We start from the raw sequence: 17,261 nt of genomic DNA, 5'->3' as shown, positions 1-17,261 counted from the left end.
CCCCCGCCAGGGGGGAAGGGGTTGGATTCCTGTCCTTCGCCGTGATCTCGGCCCTCCTCATGCTCGGCCCGAACTTGCGCGCGGAGGACCTGACGGTGCGCGCCAGGTCGAGGGTGGAGCGGATGTTCGTGGGGCAGGGGGTGGAGGTCTTCGTCGACGTCGCGGCGCGGGAGCAGCGGCCGAAGCTGACGCTGCCCGCGCTCAAGGACGCCCGGATGTGGAAGGTCGAGGAGGCGTTCCGGCCGCTGGGGATGACCGCAATCGGCGGCAGCGTCTCCAGCGACAACGCGTTCTCGACGCGGTTCCGGCTGGTGGCGACGGCCCCCGGTCGGCTCGAAGTCCCCCCCGTCGTCGCCACCCTCGGCGAGCGATCGGGCCGGAGTCGGCCGTTGCGGTTCACGGTCGAGAATCCGCCGGTCGCGGGCCGACCACCCGGGTTCCTCGGGGGCGTCGGCGAGTTCACCGCGACGGCCGAGGTCGACCCTCCCCAGGTCCGCGTCGGTCAAGAGGCGACTTATCGGATCCGGGTCCGCGGCCCGGGAGCGTGGGGGATGGCGGTCGGGCCCGACCTGTCCCGGCTGCGCCGGAAGGAGATCGAGCCCCGGGTCGATCGGCTCGCGGACGAGACGAGCGACGAGCCCCCGGAGCGGGCGTTCGTCTACCGGGTCCGGCCGATGAAGCCGGGCGAGGTCGTGCTGCCGCCGGTGCCCATCGCCGCGTTCGACCCCCGCCTCGGCGTCTACACCACCCGCGCGGCGAACGGCGTCCCGCTCAAGGTCGTGGCCGCGCCGACGTTCGACGCCGGCGCTCTCGACTACCGTCCGCCCGCGTCGGGGCCGTCGCCGAGGCGGATCGCCGCCGGGGCCGCGCTGGGGGCGGCGGCGATCGTCGCGGCCGGGCTGTTCGCGTCCCGCAGGCGAGTCGCCGAACGCTGGCGGCGATGGTTCCCGGACGCCGGCCGGTCCGCGAGACGTTACGCGCGCGCGGCGGGCGCGGGCCTGGACGAGGCCGGGACCGAGACGGAGCTGGCGCGGCGGACGATCGAGGCGCTGGTGGAGTACGCGCGACGGGGCGCGGGCAGGCCCCCCGGGGCGTTGACGCCGGGCGAGGTCGAAAGGGCCGTGTCGGCGGCGAGCGGCTCGGGCGGGCTGGGTCGCCGCGCGGCGGAGGTCGCCGCGCGTTGCGATGAGATCCTGTTCGCCGCCCGGGGAGCGGGCGGCGGGTCGAGGCCGGGCGAGGGGGGGGGAGACGGCCTGAAGGAGGACGCCCTGGCCCTTTTCGAGGCTCTCGGGCGATCGGGCGGTCGGCGGGCCGGAGGCGAGGCGCGGCGAGGCGGGGACGGAGATGCGGGACCTCCGCCCGGTCGGATCAGCGAGACGAGAACGAGCGGTTGACGACGGTGTTGAAGAGTTCCTTGGCCTTGGGGGCGTTGGCGGACTGCCGGACGACCTCGAAGCCCTCGACCCTGTGGGCCGGGATCACCTTGTTGATGAGGGTCTCGATCTCGGTCAGCGGTTCGCCCTGGTCGGGGCCGACGAAGAGGTAGGCGACGCCGTCCTTCCCCATCCGTCCGGTGCGGCCGATGCGGTGGACGTAGTTCTCCGGGTCGTCGGGGATGTCGTAGTTGACGACGTGGCTGATGCCGGCGACGTCGATGCCGCGGCCGACGACGTCGGTGGCGACGAGGATCGGGATGGAGCCCGCCCGGAAGCCGGCCATCACGCGGTCGCGGGCCGTCTGGGCGAGGTCGCCGTGGATCGCCGCGACGCCCGGGATCGTCCGCCGGAGCCGCTCGGACAGCCGGTCGGCGCCGCGCTTGGTCCGGGTGAAGACGATGCACTGGCGGGGCTTGTCGCGCTTGAGCAGGTGGACGAGCAGCTCCATCTTCCGGTCGTGGTTGACCGAGATGTAAAACTGCTGGATGGTCTCCACCGAAGGCTCGTCGGTCGACAGGTTCAGCTCGACCGGCTCGTGCATGTAGCGGTGGCTGAGGGTGCGGATCTCGGGACTGATCGTCGCCGAGAGCAGCAGGGTCTGGTGGGGGATCGGGAGCTGCCGCATGATCCGCTCGATGTCGGGCCGGAAGCCGATGTCGAGCATCCGGTCGGCCTCGTCGAGGACCAGGTGGAAGATGTCCCCGAGGTATAGCGTGTGGCGCTCGATGTGGTCGAGCACGCGGCCGGGGGTGCCGACGGCGATGTCGAGGCCGCGGCTCAGGGCCCGGATCTGGCGGTCGATCGGCTCGCCGCCGTAGAGCCCGCAGATCGCGACGTCGGCGCGGTTGGCCGCCAGCTTCTTCAGCTCGACGACGATCTGCTGGGTCAGCTCGCGGGTCGGCGCGAGGATGATGGCCTGCGGCCCACGGCCCCGGGCTTCGAGCATCTCGATCAGCGGGATGCCGAAGGCGGCGGTCTTGCCGGTCCCCGTCTTGGCCTGCCCCAGGACGTCCGAGCCGTCGAGGGCGTGGGGGATGAACTCGGCCTGGATCGGGGAGGGGGTGTGGTACCTGGCGAGCGTCAGGGCCTTGAGCATGCTGCCGCTCAGGCCCATCGAGCGGAAGCCCGCGACGGGCGCCTCCTTGACTGAACGAATCAAACAATCCTCCGAAAAAAACTCTGCGGATGCTTCTGGGGAAGGGTGTGATGAGGGCCGCGCCTCGCGCGACGCCGTTCTCGATTCAATTCTTCATGGTCCAACTTAGCAAGTCGGCGCCCCCCCGTCAAAGCCAAGACGCCGGCCGCGCGGGGATGGTTCGAAAACGCGGCACTCGCCCCGTCCGGAAATCGTCGCCGGGCGCTTGCCTCGGGCGCGTCCGGCGATGGACAATCGGGGCCGGGGCGGGCCTCGGCCGGCCCCGGCCCGGAGCGGGTCGTCGGGACGGCCGGTCGTCCCCTCGCCCCGCCGGGGAGATCGACCCCGCGACAAGGAGAGCCGACGTGTCCGACAACGCCGCCCAGTCTCCCGACCTCCAGCAGAAGTACCGCCAGTTCCTGGACTTGATGCCCCTGACGATCGCCCTGGCGGGCCTCCACGTCGCCGAGGGCCGGCCGTTCACCGAGGACCAGATCGAGGGCCGTGGCCTGACCATTAAAATCGCCTATCGGGTGGCCCGCAACGTCGCGAAGGAATGCCTGGGCGGATCGTAAGACCGATGCCGGTCGCATTCGTGCGGGGCCGGGATTCTGGGCCCGAGCCCTGTTCGATCGGCGCGGGGGGATCCGATAAGAAGCCTGACGAACATGGCCGATGACGGTCGCAGGGCACAACCCACGCCCGCCATCCCTTCGCCATCGGCGACCCCACGCGAAAGGCCCCCTCCGCGATGATCACGACCCAGTCCTCGACACCACGACCACGTCGCCTCCGCGCCGCCATCATCGGATTCGGGCTCGACGGCGGCGACGACGTGCAGCGCCTGACGCGAAGCGCCCAGTGCCTGGTCGTCGGCGGTTCCGCGGAGACCCACGCCGAGATGCGCGAGGCCGTCAGCCGGCTCGAGTTGGAGCTCGAGGAGATGCAGTGCGGCCTGGGCGACCTCGACCCCGACGACCTGGCCGAGCTGGCCTTCCGCGTCGACCTCCCCGAACTCCAGCAGATCGCCTTCCGGCTGGAAGAGGGCCTGGAGCGCCAGGGCCGCGAGTTCATCGACCTCTCGGCCGACGAGTTGGCCGCCCTGCTCGACCTGGAAGACACCGAGGCCGCGGTCGGCTCCTGAGCCGGCCCGGCGCGACCTCCTCCATCCCGATCGCCGTCGTCGTCGGCGGCGTCTCGGCCCTCTCGCGGGGGATCGAGACGCCGCCGACCGGCGTTTCGGGGCCGCCTTGCCCGCCCGCCCGATCGGCCGCTCCCGATTCGCGCCGGCCCAAGAATCGGCGAGAATGGGCGAATCGCTGAAACGGAGCCTCGCCCCCCCGGGTAACACCCCTCGACCGGCGCGTGGTCGGCGAACCCCTGGGGACTCAGAGACGGGCGGACGTGCGGGGCGATGGACCGGGCGGGCTGATCGACGATGGACGACCCCTTGCTGGTCGAGGCGCTCCGATCGGGCGACCCCCAGGCCCCTCGCGAACTGATCGCGCGGTTCCAGGGGGTGGTCTTCGGCCTCTGCTTCCGGATGCTCAACCACCGGCACGACGCCGAGGACGCGATGCAGGAGACGTTCGTCCGGGCGCTCCGGGGGATCTTCGGCTTCGACGCGAGCCGTCCGATCCGGCCCTGGCTCCTGGAGATCGCCGCCAACCGCTGTCGCACCTCCCTGGCCACGCGGGCGCGACGCCCGCCCCCGGCCGAGCCCTCCTGGATCGTCGATCAGGCCGGGGCCCGCGAGGCCCCGCCCGACCCCGACGACCTGGCCGGCGAGCTGGAGCTGGCGCTGGGGCGGCTGCGGCCGGAGTACCGCCAGGTGTTCGCGCTCTTCCACGAGCAAGGGCTGTCCTATGAGGAGGTCGCCCGGGCCGTCGGCCGGCCGATCGGGACCGTGAAGACCTGGCTGCATCGCGCCCGCGCCGAACTCGCGGGCCATCTGGCGAGCCGTGGGGTCCGCTGCTGAGCCGCCCGCGGAGCCCATGACTCGTCTCGACCCGAACCGGACCGGACTCGGACCATGAACTGCCGCGATTTCGACCAGGTGTGGAACCAGCTCCTCGACGCCGAGTCCGGCCGCCGCCTCGGGGGCGTGCCGACGCTCGACCGCGAGGCGGGCCTCCGCGAGCACGCCGAGGCCTGCCCGTCGTGCCGGCTCCGCCATCGCCAGTTCGAGGCCCTGCGGGCCGCCCTGCGATCCTGGTCCGCCCGGCCGCTCCCCGCGCCGGCCGACGCGGCGGCGTCCGCCGACCGCATCCTCGAGGCCGTCGCCTCCGCGCCGCCGTCGCTCGCCGCGTCCCGCGCGTCGTCGCCCGGACGGCTCGCCCGCCGCGCGGGCCTCTTCGCCCTGGCCGGGGCCGGGGCCGCCGCCGCGGCGGCCTTCCTGGCGATCCCCCGACCCGACCCGGGCCGGCCCGTCGGCCGCCCCCCCGCGTCGTCGGCGACGGCGACGGCGTCGAGCGAGCTGCGGGCGGCGGTCGCCGACGCCCGGGACGCCTCGTGGCGGCTCGCCCGGACGGCCTCGGAGCCGGCCGCGCGGCTGGGGCTCGCCATGCTCGACGCCTCGCTCGCCGCGGGCGACGCCGCGACGTCCGGCGGTGGGTCGCCGTTCGCCGAGCCGATCCCCGCCTTCGACGCCTCGAGCTTTCGGCCGCCGCTGCTGGACCACGTCGGCGACTACGCCGCGGCCGGCGTCCGCCCGCTCTCCGATACGGCGAGGCAGGCGTTCGGCTTCCTGCGGTCGCCCACGCTCGCGAACCCCGCGGCACCGCCGCCCCCCGCCACCCCCGCCGTCCCCGAGGGAGCCTGACGCCATGCCGAACATCCCTTCCCCCCCCGCCGAACCGGGCCGTCGCGGCGTCCGCCGCGCCGTCGCCGGGATCTTCCTCGCGCTCGCCGCGGCCGTGGTCGCGACCACGGCCTCGACCGCGCGGGGCGACGCCCCCGCGCCGGCAGCCGACGAGCTGCTCCGGCTGGTCCCGGCCGAGGCCGGCGCGGTCCTCGCGCTGGACGACATGAGGGGCCGATGGGGGGAGATCGCCGGCTCCGACCTGGCCCGCGAGGTCCGGGGCCTGCCCGCCTTCCAGGCCTGGCTCGAATCGCCGACCGCCGGCGACTTCTTCCGGGCCCGCGACCACATCCTCGGCTTCCTGCAGGTCACGCACCGGCAGGTCCGGGACGACATCCTGGGCGACGCGGTGGTCCTGGCGATCTTCCTCCCCGAGGACCGCTCGCTCGACCCCTCGCACGCGCGGGGCCTGCTGGCGCTGAAAGCCCGCGACCCGGCCCTCGTGCGGAGGCTGATCGACCGGATCAACGAGGCCCAGCGGGGCGGCGGCGAGCTGGCCGAGGTCGTCGAGGCGGGGCGGGGGGGGACCGCCTACGCGACCCGCCGCTATCCCGAAGGCTCCGGGCAGCTCCCCGAGTCGTACGTCCTGTTCCCGGACGGCGTCTTCGCGTTCTCGAACTCCGAGGCGTTGATCCACGAGGTGATCGACCGCAAGGCGGACGCGGCCCGCGGCGGACCGTCGTTCGTCGACGCCCCCGGCTTCCGCGAGGCGGCCGACGGCCTCTCGGGCCGGCCGCTGGCCCGCGCGTTCGTCGCGCCCGAGTTCCTCTCCCGCGTCTTCGAGGGGCTGCCGCAGGGGGGCGACCCGGACGCCCGACGGGTGGTCGAGGCCGCCCGCAACTATCTGGGGGCGATGAGCCGCGCCGGCGCGGCGCTGACGGTCGAGGACTCCCGGGTCCAGCTCCGCGTGGTCCAGGCGTTCCAGCCCGAGCCGTTCCGCCGCCTGGGTAGCTCGGTCTTCGCCCCGTTCCGCACCGGGACCGAGGGGATCGGCCCCGGCCCCCGGCTGCTCGACCTCCCCCCCTCGGCCGTGGCCGCGGCCTCGTTCCGCGTGGACGTCCCGGGCCTCTATCGGTTCTTCGTCGGCCTGGCGCCCGAGAAGGAGCAGCCCAAGATCGCCAAGCTGGAGTCGATCGCGGGCGCGCTGCTGCTGGGCCTGGACCTCCGCGAGCGGGTGCTGCCCGCCCTCGGCCCCCGGATGGTCGCCTACATCGAGTCGGACGCGAACAGGTCGGCGACGCCGGCCGGCCCGAACTCCCCCCGGTTCCCGGCGGTCGCCGCGATCGAGATCAACGAGGGGGTCGCGCGCGACCTGGCCGTCGGCGGGCCGCGGCCCTCGACGGCCGCGGCCCTCGACAACGCGATGAAGGGGGCGCTGGCGGCCCTGTCGCTCGACGAGAGCCGGGCGCCGGCGACGGCCCGGGTCGTCACCCGCGACGGCGTCACCGCGCTCGACGTCCCCTATCCGTTCGCCTTCGCGATCGACTCCCAGGCGCGCCGGCTGATCGTGGGAAACTCCGCGGAGGCCGTCTCGCGCTACCTGGAGGCCGGCGCCGACGCCCGGGCCGGGGCCCGCTTCCGATCGATCCAGGCCGCCGCCTTCCCCGACTGCGAGGCCTTCGCCTCTCTCGACCTGGCCGCCCTCGTCGAGGTCGCGGCGCGGCACAAGGACAGCCTCGTCGCGGCGACCGCCCGCCGCCAGGGCCGTCCCGAAGCCGACGTGGCGCCCGAGATCGATCAGGTTCTCGGCCTCGCCCGCCTCTTCGACGCCGCCTATCTCGCCGGCCGGGTCGACGTCCCGCGCTCCCGCGTCGAGCACCGCCTCGGCCTGATCCCCAGGTCGGCGGCCTCCTCGACCGCCACGCCCTGAGGCCCGCCCCGGGGCTCGCGCGTCTTCCCGTCCGGGAGGCGATCCGGCTATCCTGGTGTCGGCGGCCGTCCTATCTTCGATGACGACCGCCGACGCCCCGTTTGGCCCGCTGGAGCCCGCGTCCCACCGTGAAAATCCTCTACCTGAAGCCGGAGCACGGCCGCCCCTTCTTCTACGCCGACCCGTCCGAGCTCGCCGTCGACGAATCGGCGAGGCCGACGGGCCTCCGGGGTTGGGCCGAGCGCAAATGGGACGAGATGGAAGCCCGCTGGAAGGAGTCCGAAGGGACCGCCGCGCGGTGGTCGCGACGGGCCTGGGACTGGCTCCACACCTGGAAGCGCCCCGACGAGGCCCTGCTGGGCCGGCTCGGATCGGCCGACGCGATCGCCGTCCACCACCCCGCCTCAATCCCCGAGAGGAGGGCCCGCGCCGCCTGGAAACGCTACCTCGCCGGCCGGGCCCGCTCGCACCTGCTCTGGCTGATCGTCGACGGCCTCCTCGCCCCGGTCACGGGCCTGCTCTTGTGGCTCATCCCGGGCCCGAACGTCGTCGGCTTCTGGTTCACCTACCGGGCCTTCAACCACCTCACGATCGTCCGCTCGCTCCACCGCGCGCGCTGGAACTCCCCACCGCCGACGTTCCAGGCCGACCCGGCCCTCGACGCCCCGGTGGCCCGCGACGGCGACGCCCCCGGACATCCCGCGGTCGAGGACGCCGGCAGCCTGCGCGAGCACCTCGAACGCCGCCGCCCCGAGGACGACGCCGCCGAGCCGCACGACGAGCACGACGACCCCGCCGAGTCGGACGTCCGGCGCGCCGGCCGGGCCTGACCCGCCCGCCGAATCGCCGGATCCCCCGATCGACCGTCCGGAGCCCGCCGCGAAGCCATGAGAATCCTCAGCTACAACATCCACAAAGGGATCGGCGGCCGCGACCGCCGCTACCGGCTCGACCGCGTGATCCAGGTCGTCGAGCACGAGAACCCGGACCTGATCTGCCTCCAGGAGGTCGACCGCTCCGTCCGCCGGACCCGCCACGACGACCAGCCCCGACTGCTCGTCGAGGCCTTCCGCCCGGCCGCGCACCTCTACCAGCTCAACGTCAAGCTGAAGGAGGGGGGCTACGGCAACCTCGTGCTCTCGCGATGGCCCCTGCGGTCGCACCACCAGGTCTCGATCCGCCTTCAGAAGCGCAAGCCCCGGGGCGCGCAGATGTGCGTCGTGGAGACGCCTGAAGGGCCCTTGCACCTGGTCCACTGGCACCTGGGGCTGGCCGAGAAGGAGCGGCACTGGCAGGCCGAGCACCTCCTGCAGCACGCGCTGTTCCGCGAGTGCGGCCAGCTCCCCACCCTGATCATCGGCGACTTCAACGACTGGCGCAACACCCTGGGCCACAAGGGGGCCCTCGGCCGCGAGGGCTTCCACCAGGTCACCGCCCCCCGCTCCCGGTTCCGCTCGTTCCCCGCCTACCTCCCCATGACGGCCCTCGACAAGGCCTACACCCGCGGCCCCGTCGCCGTCCGGCACGCCCGGATCGCCCGCACCCGCCTCGGCCGCGACGCCTCCGACCACCTCCCCCTCGTGATCGACTTCCACCTCGAACCCCACGCCGGGCCGACGCCGGGCCACTGACCCGGCCCGCCCCGAGGCCCTACGGACGGGGCGTCGACCCGACCGCGCGCCGCGGCGGGTTCCACAGGAGGACCATGATGACCAGGGCGACGATCGGGACGAGCCCGGCGAGGCAGGTGGGTGCCGCATACGAGCCGGTCTGGTCGATCCAGCGGCCGATCCCCTTCTGCATCCACCCCACGGCGATCCAGGCCGTGAAGCTCAGGAGCCCCGTCACCCGCCCCATGTAGCGGACCGAGATCTCCTGCGTGAAGGCGTAATACATAGGGAACTGCCCGAGCGAGCCGAAGCCGACCGCCAGCAGGATCGCCAGCAGCACGCCGGACGCCGGCAGGTACGCCGCGATGCACCCCAGCGCGGTCAGGATGATGCAGATCGCGAAGGTCGCCATCCGCGCCCCGTGCACCGACACGCCCCCCGTCGCCAGCCGACGCGAGAGCACGCCCGCCGCGATGCAGCCCACCCCCGCCGCCAGGTAGTAGGCCGAAGAGAAGAGCTGCACCGCCTGCTTGCCGTAGCCGTGCTCCTCCTCCAGTAGCTTCGGCATCCAGGCCCGGAAGTACTGCCAGGTGAGGTTGATCGCCACCACCACCACGATCAGCACGGCGATCCGCCGGACGGCCGTCCCGGAGTCGGCCGTGGGGACGTCGCCCGCCTCGCTCGGCGCGGGCTCGTCGGCGGGGGCCTCCAGATCGCGCGGGCGGATCAGGATCAGCCAGGCGGCGACCCAGACGACCCCCAGGGCGCCGATCACCCGGAACGGCGTCCGCCAGCCCCCCATCCCTCCGGAGTTCAAGACCAGAACGATCAAGGGGGTCGCGATCGCCCCGATCGAGGCCCCGCTCTGCAGGACGCTGTTCCCCAGCGCCCGGTTCCCCCGCGAGAGCAGCCGTTGCGAGGCCGCCAGCGCGCACGGCCACTGTCCCGCCTCGAAGAACCCGAGGAGGATCCGATACGTCAACAATTCCCCATAGGTCGTCGCGTACCCGGTCAGGAAGCCGACCACCGACCACGCCAGCAGGATCGCCGGGTAGAGCCAGCGCAGGCTCAGCCAGTCGACCAGGAACCCGGTGGCGACTCCCCCCGTCGCGAAGGCGATGCCGAACCAGAACTCCAGGTTGCCGTAGTCCTCGTTGGTCAGCCGCAATTCCTTCTGGACGTCGCCCGCCTGCTGCGCCAGCGCCTGGCGGTCCATGTAGTTGAGCGCCGTCGCCAGCAGCATCAGGACGCACGCCGCCCAGGTCCGCCACGAGAGAGAGCCGTCGGCCTTGGTCGTCGGGGTCGGGTCCGGGAGCACGGGGATGGTCGTCTCGTCGCGATTCATGCGGAGCCCTCGATCCCGGACCAGGTCCGGCCGTCCCATGCGATCACCCGGTCCAGGAACGCGGCCACGTCGGCCGAGAACCGTTCGAAGAGGCGTTCGCCCTTCTCGGCCGAGGCGTGGCGGGGGTCGCCGATGTGCCCCGTCGCGCTGCGGTCCTTCGTGGTCCAGCCGTGAGCGGCGGGGGCGAAGCCGTCGGCGCCGGAGACCCTCGCCAGCCCCTCGATCGGCCCCACGAGGTGGGGCGCGAGCCGGAGGATCATGGAGGTCTCCCACTCGCAGGCGTGTTCCATGTGGTCCTGCACGAACCCCGGGCCGAGGTTCGGCGGCTGCGGGCCGACCGACCAGTAGGTGGCCGAGAGGAGCAGCAGGTCCTTGCGGTCGCGGTGTCGCTGGCGGGCCTCGAACACGGCCTGGCTCGACGGCACGATGTTGCCGCCGTGGCCGTTCAGGAAGACGATCCGGCGGAAGCCGTGGGCCAGGAAGTTCTCGATCAGCCCGCCGAGCAGGTCGAGGTAGGTCCGGGGCTCGGCCGAAAGGGTCCCGGGGAAGTCCATATGATGATGCGAGTTGCCGAGCCAGAGCAGGGGGGCCCAGACGACCCGGTCCCCCATCGCCTCGGACGCGCGGCGGACGACCTCGCCGAGGAGCATGCTGTCGGTGAACACCGGCAGGTGGTGGCCGTGCTGCTCGACGGCCGCGATCGGCGCGACGATCGGCACGTCGCGCGAGAGCGCTTTCACCTCCGGCCACTTCAGGTCCTGCAACCGCATCGCGGGGCCTCCTCGCCCGGGATCGAGCCTCGTCGCCCCGCGTCGTCCCTCGACGACCCGGCGGCACGGCGACCAGTGTAGTCGACCGCGCCGCCGGTTCAAAGCGTCGTATCCCGCGAGCCGCCCGCGTTATTTCAGGAGCTTCTCCAGGACCCCCTCCACCTCCTCGACGCCGAGCCCGACGTGGACCAGCCTCCCGTCGGGCCCGATCAGGAAGAAGGCGGGGACGGCCCCCACCGCGTAGCGGGCGCGGACGTCGGCGTCGGCGGCCCCTTGCATCCAGGCCCCCTTGTTCGTTTCCGCGAACCGCCGGGCCGCGTCGGCGTCCTCGTCCACGCTCAGGCCGAGGATCGCCAGTCGGCCATCGCCGTGGTTTTCGTGGATCCTGCGCAGCACCGGCAGGCTCGCCGCGCAGGGGGCGCACCAGGAGGCCCAGAAGTCCACCAGGACGTATCGCCCGCGCAGGTCGGCCAGCCTCGCCGCCCGGCCGTCGAACGAGTTGAACGCCAGGTCGGGCGCGGGCTCGCCGACGCGGGGGGCCGGCACGGTGTCGACCGCGAGGTCCCCCAGGTCGACCGTCCCGTCCCCCTCAATCCGGAACGAGACGACCCTCCGCCCGACGGGGCTGACGAGGCAGCCGCCGTCGGGGGGCTCGAAGAGGCGGAGCGCCAGGTCGTAATCGCCGGCAGGCAGGCCGTCGACGCGGAACCGGCCGTCGGCGTCGAGCTTCACGAGCGCGTGGTCCCGCGTCGCCAGATACGCCATCCCTTCGGGCGTGCTCGCCCAGGCCTCGTCCCAGCCCTTCCCCGCGTCGAAGCCGATGGCACGAACCTCGGGCGTGGGCTCGACCCCGGCCCCCCTGCGGACCAGGTAATTGAGCGCCTTGGGCAGCTCGACGCGCCCGTCCCCCTGCGGCAAGACGCGGCCGACGACCGTCGCGCCCGCGCCGCCGATCTCCACCTCCACGCGCCCGCCGGGCTGGAGGTCCAGCGGCAGGGACCGGCCCGAGGTGAGCGGCGAATCGCGCCAGACGGAGAATTGCGGCCTCACGCTCGACGGGATCGGCGGCAGCTTCGCGAACGCGAATCGGCCCTCCTGATCCGTCTCCACGTCGTAGCGTTCCTGGATGCGAGGCCGTCCGAGCACCGAGACGCGGGTCGGCTCGACGCCGACCCAGGTCGTCGCGATCGGCCGCCCCGCCTGCATCAGCCGGCCCTCGACCCGCGCCCAGGGGCGCAGCGTCAGGTCGCCGGGCCGCACCTTGGCCTCGTAGGCCCCCTCGGCGTACCCCTTGGGGTGCCGGGCGACGAGTGTGTACCGCTCGAACCCCGCCGCGAACTGGAAACGGCCGTCGGCGTCGGTGCGGGCGCCCAGCGCGTCTTCGGCCTCGCCGGTCTGCGTCTGGTAGATCAACGCCTGCGAAGGCGTCGCCATCAGGACCTCGGCGCCCTCGACGGGCCGGCCGTCCAGCAGCACGCGGCCCCGAAAGGGCGGCGCGGGGTCGAGGCGGAAGTCGAAGGTGGGGTCGGGCTCGTCCGCCGTGACGGCCGGGCTCATCGCCGATCGCTATCCCGGGGCCTCGACCCGCACGCGGAAGGCGACGTCGGCGCGGTCGCGCCGGATCGTATACGAGCCGTCGGGGAAGCCCTTCGCGTCCCGACGCACGACGTGCAGGAAGCCCGGCCGGAACTCCAGGACGGGCATCGCGACGAGCCCCGCGACGGGCTTCCCCGTGGAGGCGTCGACGGCGGATCCGGCGATGCGACGTCCGCCCACGACGACGACCTTCTCGGAACCATCGGCGGTCAGCGCGACCTCCTGCGAGAACTCGCCCGGTTTCGAGAACTGATACGTCACCGAGTCGTCGGGGGCCCAGGTCCATCGGTAGACGCCCTCGCCGTCGGCCTTCTCGGGGATCTTCGTGTCGACGACGTTCGGGTGGCGGTGATTGTACAGGGCCTCGCTTCCCCGCCATCTCCGGATGCCGACGTGGACGTCCGGGACGGGCGATCCCGCGCGGTCGACGAAGCGGACGCGAAGCTCCTTGCCGGGCCGGAGTTGAAAGTTGACCGACGCCATGTCGGGCCCGAGCGCGACGGTGCGGGTCTCCGGCATCCAGCCCTCGGCCACGACGGTCAGGCGGGTCGAACCGGCCGCCAGCGCGGGGAGTCGGAACGAGCCGGCCGCGTCGGTGAGCACTTCCTGGCTCCCCTCGTCGAAGTAGGGGTGATCCCCCCAAACCACCACCGCGCCGGCGACCGGCTTGCCGTCGGGGTCCGTCACCGTCCCGGCCGCCCGCACGCCGCCCCGCATCGTGATCGTCGCGGTCTGGTCGCGGAGCGACGTCATGTCCACGCCGTTGAGCTTCTGCAAGCCGCCCCACCCGTCGTCGGACTGGTAGCCCGGATGGCTGACGAACAGCAGGACCTTCACGTCGTCTCCGGGCGGGGCGTTGTCGAGCGCCCAACGACCCTGGGCGTCGGTGATCATGGCGGCTTCGACCGACCCGGTCGCGCTCTCCGAGAGCCACATGTCCGGGCCCACGCGGGCGCGGTCCGAGCCCGGCGGGCGGTCCAGCATGACCTTCACGGCGGCCCCCGGGATCGGCGCGCCGGACTCGTCCCGCACGATCCCGCCCATCGCAGTCCCTCGCTCCATCCGGAAGATGAACTCGGCGGGCAGCGACCCGTCCGGGTCGTCGTGTTTCTCCCAGTGGGCGAAGAGCGGGACGTGGCCGCCGGCCCAGGCCCACATGCGGAAGATCTCGACGCCCTCGAGGACGGGGATCCGGATCTCGCCGGCCTCGTCGGTCGCCTCGCGGAACTTCGGCGCGGCCTGTTTCGGGTCCTTGAGCCAGACCGACCGTCGGACGACGACGCCGCGCATCGGCCTTCCGTCCGGGCCGAGCACGCGGACGAGCATCGAGCGATCCTCCTTCTTCTCGGGCTCCTCCCCGGCGACCTTCGCGGCGACGAACCGAGTGCCCGAGGCGACCGCGCCGAGGGCGAGGAATGCGAGGACCACGAGGCACGCCAGCGACCGGCTGTTCTTCGTCATGGTCTTCCTCCTGGGGTCCAAAATGGCCGCGATCCGGCGCTCCAGCTCCCCCTGGCGGGGCAGGATGCCGACCGCGACGCGGGGGGCCTTCGCGTCGATCGAGAACTCCGCCAGGTGGAGCAGGGTCTCGCCGTAATCGAGCGGGTCGCGGCCCTTCAAGACGTGGTTGTCGCTGAGCGCCTCGCGGGCCCGGGCGAAGTCGCGGGCCAGGGCGTGGATCGTCGGGATCGGCCAGTAGAGGGCGCGGGCCAGCTCCTGGGCGAGGATCGACAGGTGATCGTTCTTGAGGATGTGGGCCGCTTCATGGGCCAGCACGTCGCGCATCGCCTCGCGGCCGATCGCGCCGACGAGCCGCTCGGGTAGGACGACGACGGGCCGCCCCAGCCCGGCCGCGAACGGGGCCGCCGCCTCGGCCGAGGCGACCAGCGCCGGAAGCCGGGCCAGCCCCAGGTCGCGGCAGACCTCGCCCAGCAGCAGCCGGAGCGCCGGCTCGTCGACGGGCCTGGCCTCGCGGCGGATCCGCCGGACCTCGCGGAAGCTCCGCGCCAGACGCAGGAGCAGGAAGGCCGAGCCGAGGCCCCACGCGACGATCGCCGCCGACGCGAGCCGCCGCCGCGGCCGGTCGGCGGGCCGCGACGAGCCCGCGTCCGGGACGGAGGTTGCAGGGGCCGCCGTGACGACGGGTCGGGGGCCGGTCGACGCGGCGAGGGGTTCGCCACGGGGCGAGGGCGGGGGCGAGGGCAGGGGGGGAGGCGGCGCGACCGGGGCGACTCCGGCGCGGGGGAGGATCGCGGTCGCCGGCATCTCGGGGAGGAGGGGGACCGCGATCAGGCTCCGGCCAGAACCGAGGAAGGCCGCCGCCAGCGCCGGCATGGCCAGGCAGCACCCCAGGGCCGAGGTGAGGACCAGGTGTCGCGCCGGCGGTCGTTTCATCGCGCGGGCGGCCAGCCAGGCCGACGCCGAGAGGGCCGCGACGCCGACGGCGACGATCCGGGCGAAGTCGAAGACGCCGAGTCCGCCGAGGAGTTCACTCATCACGCGTCCCTCCCCTTCCCGCGCCGGGCGCGAGCTTCGGAAAGCATCCGGCGGATCCGCTCCAGCTCGTCGGCGTTCAGCCCCCGATAGTCCAGGAGGGCCGCGACGAGGGCCTCGGGCGAGCCGCCGCAGACCGTCTCGACGATTTCGCGGACCTTCCAGCCGACGGCCGCCGTCCGGGGCTGGATCGCCGAGTAGAGGAACGTCCGCCCCTCCTCGCGATGCCGCACCCAGCCCTTCTCCTCCATCCGCTCCAGGAGCGTCCGCACGGTGTTCCGCGCGACCTCCCGCGTCGCCGAGAGGATCCGCCTCACCTCGGAGGCCGAGACCTCCTCATGGTCCCAGACGATCTCCATGATCTCCCCCTCCGCCGGCGTCAACTCGGCCGGCCCCCGCGCCGATTCGGCCATCCCACGCTCCTTCGACTACAACTCGTCGCCACACGCGGCTCCAGAATGGCTACAATGTGTAGCCGTGTCAAGCGCGAGGGGCCGTGGGATCGGGATTTCTCGATTCGGGGAGGTCGACCGTGAAAATCCTTCCCCCCTGGCGGGGGAAGACCAGCACGGGAGCCGTCCGGAAGATCGGGCGAGCGAGCCGGCGCCTATCGTCCTTCCTCCCTGGTGGGGGAAGGTGGCCGACTTGAGATCGCCCTCATCCGGCCTTTCACGTCCCTCGGTCGACCCGGCCGCGGATCAGGCGGCGTCGGGGCGGGGGGACTGGGCGAGGAGGTCGGCGAGCTCCTCGGGGCGCTGGCTGCCGATGAGGAGGCGGGAGCCGTCGTTGAGGGTCAGGCGGACGCCTCGGTCGCCGCGGGCGGTGAGGGCGCGGTCGCCGTCGGTGCGGCGGCGGACGCCCCAGCCGCCGTAGTCGACGAGGGGTCGATAGTCGACGACCTCGCACGTCTTGACGTCGGCCATGGCGATCGTCCGGCGGTAGATGGGGACCCAGCCGTACCAGACCGTGACCAGGTCGGCCGTGGCCTCGGTGGTCATGTGCAGGACCGTGACGATCAGGAGGAAGGGGAGCCCCAGCCCGGCGGCCAGGGCCAGGCCGAACTCCAGCGACCAGGCGTGCGCGACCAGGCCCGCCACGTCGGCCCGGTGGGTCCAGCCCAGGATCGCCAGTCCGCAGAGGACCTCCAGCGCGCCGATGAGGGCGTAGACCTTCCAGTCGAAGTATTGCTCTTCGTGGAAGACGGCCGCGGCCGGTTGCATCGTCGCCACGCTCGACACGCTCAACTCAACGCCCCCCTCGCCCCGAGGCGTCGGGCCCGGACTCGTCGTTCCAGCGGCCCAGCGCCCGGGTCGTCGCCTGGTGGCCGAAGTCCGCGACGCGGTCGACCGGCGAGGCCCAGAGCGACGGGTTGAGCACCTCCAGCGAGACCGGGCCGTCGTAGCCGATCGCCCCCAGGTGGTCGAGGATCGGCCCGATCTGGAAGTCCCCCTCGCCGGGGAAGATCCGGTCGGCGTCGCCGGCCAGCTCGCGCGGGGTCCCCCCCAGGTCGCAGAGCTGCACCCAGGCCAGGTTCTCGCGGTTCAGGTAGGCGAAGTCCTCGAACTTGCTGGGCCCGGTGTAGTAGTGGAACAGGTCCAGGCAGACGCCGACGTGCGGCGAACGGCACTGGGCGATCAGGGCCAGGGTCGTGTCCAGGCTGGCGCAGAAGGCGGCCCCCTTCTGGAACTCCAGCGCCAGCTTCACGCCGTGCTTCCCCGACAGCTCGCCGGCCTCGGCGAGCGAGGCGACGGCCAGCGGGTAGTCGTCCTCGTTCAGCGTGCGGTTGAAGTCGACCGCGACGACTAGCACGGGCACTCCCAGCTCCTGCAAGAGCGCCAGGCGGCCGCGGAAGAGGTCCCAGTGCACGCCGCGCTCGGCCCCACGCGAGAGCAGGAGTCCCCCCTGGCCGGCGGCGGCGGCGGGCGTCAGGCCGTGCTCGGCCAGGAGCGCCTTGAGGTTGGCCGTGGAGTGGTCGCGGAGGTAATCCTCGACCTTGGTCAGCCACAGCTCGACCTGCGTCCAGCCCCCCCGGGCGTAGGCCTTGAAGTCGGCCTCGAGCGGGGCGTTCATCGTCGTGGCTTGGCTGATGCAAGGCTTCATGGGCGACGCCGACTCTCGGGGACGGGCGGGACGTGGGGGGGGCGAT

At 73.1% G+C, this 17,261-nt stretch carries 16 protein-coding genes; 8 read left to right on the top strand and 8 right to left on the bottom strand.

Annotated elements, in window-relative coordinates:
* Positions 1 to 95: 95 nt before the first annotated feature.
* Positions 96 to 1,394 (top strand): BatD family protein, encoded by a 1,299-nt coding sequence (locus G6O68_RS20720; RefSeq protein ID WP_165250550.1) that lies wholly within the window; start codon positions 96 to 98, stop codon positions 1,392 to 1,394.
* On the opposite strand, the gene G6O68_RS20715 is transcribed toward G6O68_RS20720, so the two are convergent.
* Complete coding sequence (locus tag G6O68_RS20715) at positions 1,369 to 2,595, bottom strand: DEAD/DEAH box helicase (protein WP_240911412.1); 1,227 nt, start codon at positions 2,593 to 2,595, stop codon at positions 1,369 to 1,371. The genes G6O68_RS20720 and G6O68_RS20715 overlap by 26 nt on opposite strands.
* A 341-nt stretch (positions 2,596 to 2,936) precedes the next feature.
* Between G6O68_RS20715 and G6O68_RS20710 the strand changes: the two genes are divergently transcribed.
* The 7 genes from G6O68_RS20710 to G6O68_RS20680 all read left to right on the top strand — a co-directional run bounded on the left by G6O68_RS20710 (position 2,937) and on the right by G6O68_RS20680 (position 8,932).
* A complete protein-coding gene (locus G6O68_RS20710; RefSeq protein ID WP_165250549.1) occupies positions 2,937 to 3,146 on the top strand; it encodes a hypothetical protein in 210 nt (69 codons plus the stop codon).
* Positions 3,147 to 3,322: 176 nt separating this feature from the next.
* Positions 3,323 to 3,715, top strand: coding sequence for a hypothetical protein (locus tag G6O68_RS20705; protein ID WP_165250548.1), 393 nt, complete (start codon positions 3,323 to 3,325; stop codon positions 3,713 to 3,715).
* A gap of 294 nt (positions 3,716 to 4,009) precedes the next feature.
* The gene (locus G6O68_RS20700; protein ID WP_165250547.1) at positions 4,010 to 4,549 is read left to right on the top strand and encodes an RNA polymerase sigma factor; all 540 of its coding nucleotides are present in this window, start codon (positions 4,010 to 4,012) and stop codon (positions 4,547 to 4,549) included.
* Positions 4,550 to 4,603: 54 nt separating this feature from the next.
* Positions 4,604 to 5,392 (top strand): hypothetical protein, encoded by a 789-nt coding sequence (locus tag G6O68_RS20695; protein ID WP_165250546.1) that lies wholly within the window; start codon positions 4,604 to 4,606, stop codon positions 5,390 to 5,392.
* Positions 5,393 to 5,396: 4 nt separating this feature from the next.
* The gene (locus tag G6O68_RS20690; protein ID WP_165250545.1) at positions 5,397 to 7,301 is read left to right on the top strand and encodes a hypothetical protein; all 1,905 of its coding nucleotides are present in this window, start codon (positions 5,397 to 5,399) and stop codon (positions 7,299 to 7,301) included.
* Between the two features lie 128 nt (positions 7,302 to 7,429).
* A complete protein-coding gene (locus G6O68_RS20685) occupies positions 7,430 to 8,131 on the top strand; it encodes a hypothetical protein (RefSeq protein WP_165250544.1) in 702 nt (233 codons plus the stop codon).
* 57 nt (positions 8,132 to 8,188) lie between these two features.
* A complete protein-coding gene (locus tag G6O68_RS20680; protein WP_165250543.1) occupies positions 8,189 to 8,932 on the top strand; it encodes an endonuclease/exonuclease/phosphatase family protein in 744 nt (247 codons plus the stop codon).
* A 19-nt stretch (positions 8,933 to 8,951) separates the two neighbouring features.
* On the opposite strand, the gene G6O68_RS20675 is transcribed toward G6O68_RS20680, so the two are convergent.
* From G6O68_RS20675 to G6O68_RS20645, 7 genes are all read right to left on the bottom strand, one after another.
* Positions 8,952 to 10,256, bottom strand: a complete 1,305-nt coding sequence (locus G6O68_RS20675) for an MFS transporter (RefSeq protein WP_165250542.1) — start codon at positions 10,254 to 10,256, stop codon at positions 8,952 to 8,954.
* Entirely contained in the window at positions 10,253 to 11,026 is a 774-nt protein-coding gene (locus G6O68_RS20670; protein ID WP_165250541.1) for a creatininase family protein, read from the bottom strand. The genes G6O68_RS20675 and G6O68_RS20670 overlap by 4 nt, the downstream gene beginning before the upstream one ends.
* 129 nt (positions 11,027 to 11,155) lie before the next feature.
* A complete protein-coding gene (locus tag G6O68_RS20665; protein ID WP_165250540.1) occupies positions 11,156 to 12,583 on the bottom strand; it encodes a redoxin domain-containing protein in 1,428 nt (475 codons plus the stop codon).
* A 9-nt stretch (positions 12,584 to 12,592) separates the two neighbouring features.
* Positions 12,593 to 15,118, bottom strand: a complete 2,526-nt coding sequence (locus G6O68_RS20660; RefSeq protein ID WP_165250539.1) for a carboxypeptidase regulatory-like domain-containing protein — start codon at positions 15,116 to 15,118, stop codon at positions 12,593 to 12,595.
* A complete protein-coding gene (locus G6O68_RS20655) occupies positions 15,118 to 15,528 on the bottom strand; it encodes a BlaI/MecI/CopY family transcriptional regulator (RefSeq protein ID WP_165250538.1) in 411 nt (136 codons plus the stop codon). Before G6O68_RS20655 ends, G6O68_RS20660 begins: the two co-directional genes overlap by 1 nt.
* Before the next feature lie 285 nt (positions 15,529 to 15,813).
* Positions 15,814 to 16,359 carry a hypothetical protein gene (locus G6O68_RS20650; protein WP_165250537.1) on the bottom strand — a complete coding sequence of 182 codons (546 nt, stop codon included), beginning with the start codon at positions 16,357 to 16,359 and terminating at the stop codon, positions 15,814 to 15,816.
* Position 16,360: 1 nt separating this feature from the next.
* Positions 16,361 to 17,185, bottom strand: coding sequence for a sugar phosphate isomerase/epimerase family protein (locus G6O68_RS20645; RefSeq protein WP_240911410.1), 825 nt, complete (start codon positions 17,183 to 17,185; stop codon positions 16,361 to 16,363).
* Between the last annotated feature and the right edge of the window lie 76 nt (positions 17,186 to 17,261).

It is taken from the genome of Paludisphaera soli (assembly GCF_011064595.1).
GTDB classification, from domain to species: Bacteria; Planctomycetota; Planctomycetia; order Isosphaerales; family Isosphaeraceae; genus Paludisphaera; species Paludisphaera soli.
The sequence above is the reverse complement of the archived record's forward strand: the minus strand, read 5'-3'. Positions and strand labels throughout refer to the sequence as shown.

Coding starts and splice junctions, on each gene's coding strand:
- G6O68_RS20705 (WP_165250548.1), top strand. CDS start 3,323: ATGATCACGACCCAGTCCTCGACACCACGACCACGTCGCCTCCGCGCC.
- G6O68_RS20700 (WP_165250547.1), top strand. CDS start 4,010: ATGGACGACCCCTTGCTGGTCGAGGCGCTCCGATCGGGCGACCCCCAG.
- G6O68_RS20695 (WP_165250546.1), top strand. CDS start 4,604: ATGAACTGCCGCGATTTCGACCAGGTGTGGAACCAGCTCCTCGACGCC.
- G6O68_RS20690 (WP_165250545.1), top strand. CDS start 5,397: ATGCCGAACATCCCTTCCCCCCCCGCCGAACCGGGCCGTCGCGGCGTC.
- G6O68_RS20680 (WP_165250543.1), top strand. CDS start 8,189: ATGAGAATCCTCAGCTACAACATCCACAAAGGGATCGGCGGCCGCGAC.
- G6O68_RS20675 (WP_165250542.1), bottom strand. CDS start 10,256: ATGAATCGCGACGAGACGACCATCCCCGTGCTCCCGGACCCGACCCCG.
- G6O68_RS20670 (WP_165250541.1), bottom strand. CDS start 11,026: ATGCGGTTGCAGGACCTGAAGTGGCCGGAGGTGAAAGCGCTCTCGCGC.
- G6O68_RS20665 (WP_165250540.1), bottom strand. CDS start 12,583: ATGAGCCCGGCCGTCACGGCGGACGAGCCCGACCCCACCTTCGACTTC.
- G6O68_RS20660 (WP_165250539.1), bottom strand. CDS start 15,118: ATGAGTGAACTCCTCGGCGGACTCGGCGTCTTCGACTTCGCCCGGATC.
- G6O68_RS20655 (WP_165250538.1), bottom strand. CDS start 15,528: ATGGCCGAATCGGCGCGGGGGCCGGCCGAGTTGACGCCGGCGGAGGGG.
- G6O68_RS20645 (WP_240911410.1), bottom strand. CDS start 17,185: ATGAACGCCCCGCTCGAGGCCGACTTCAAGGCCTACGCCCGGGGGGGC.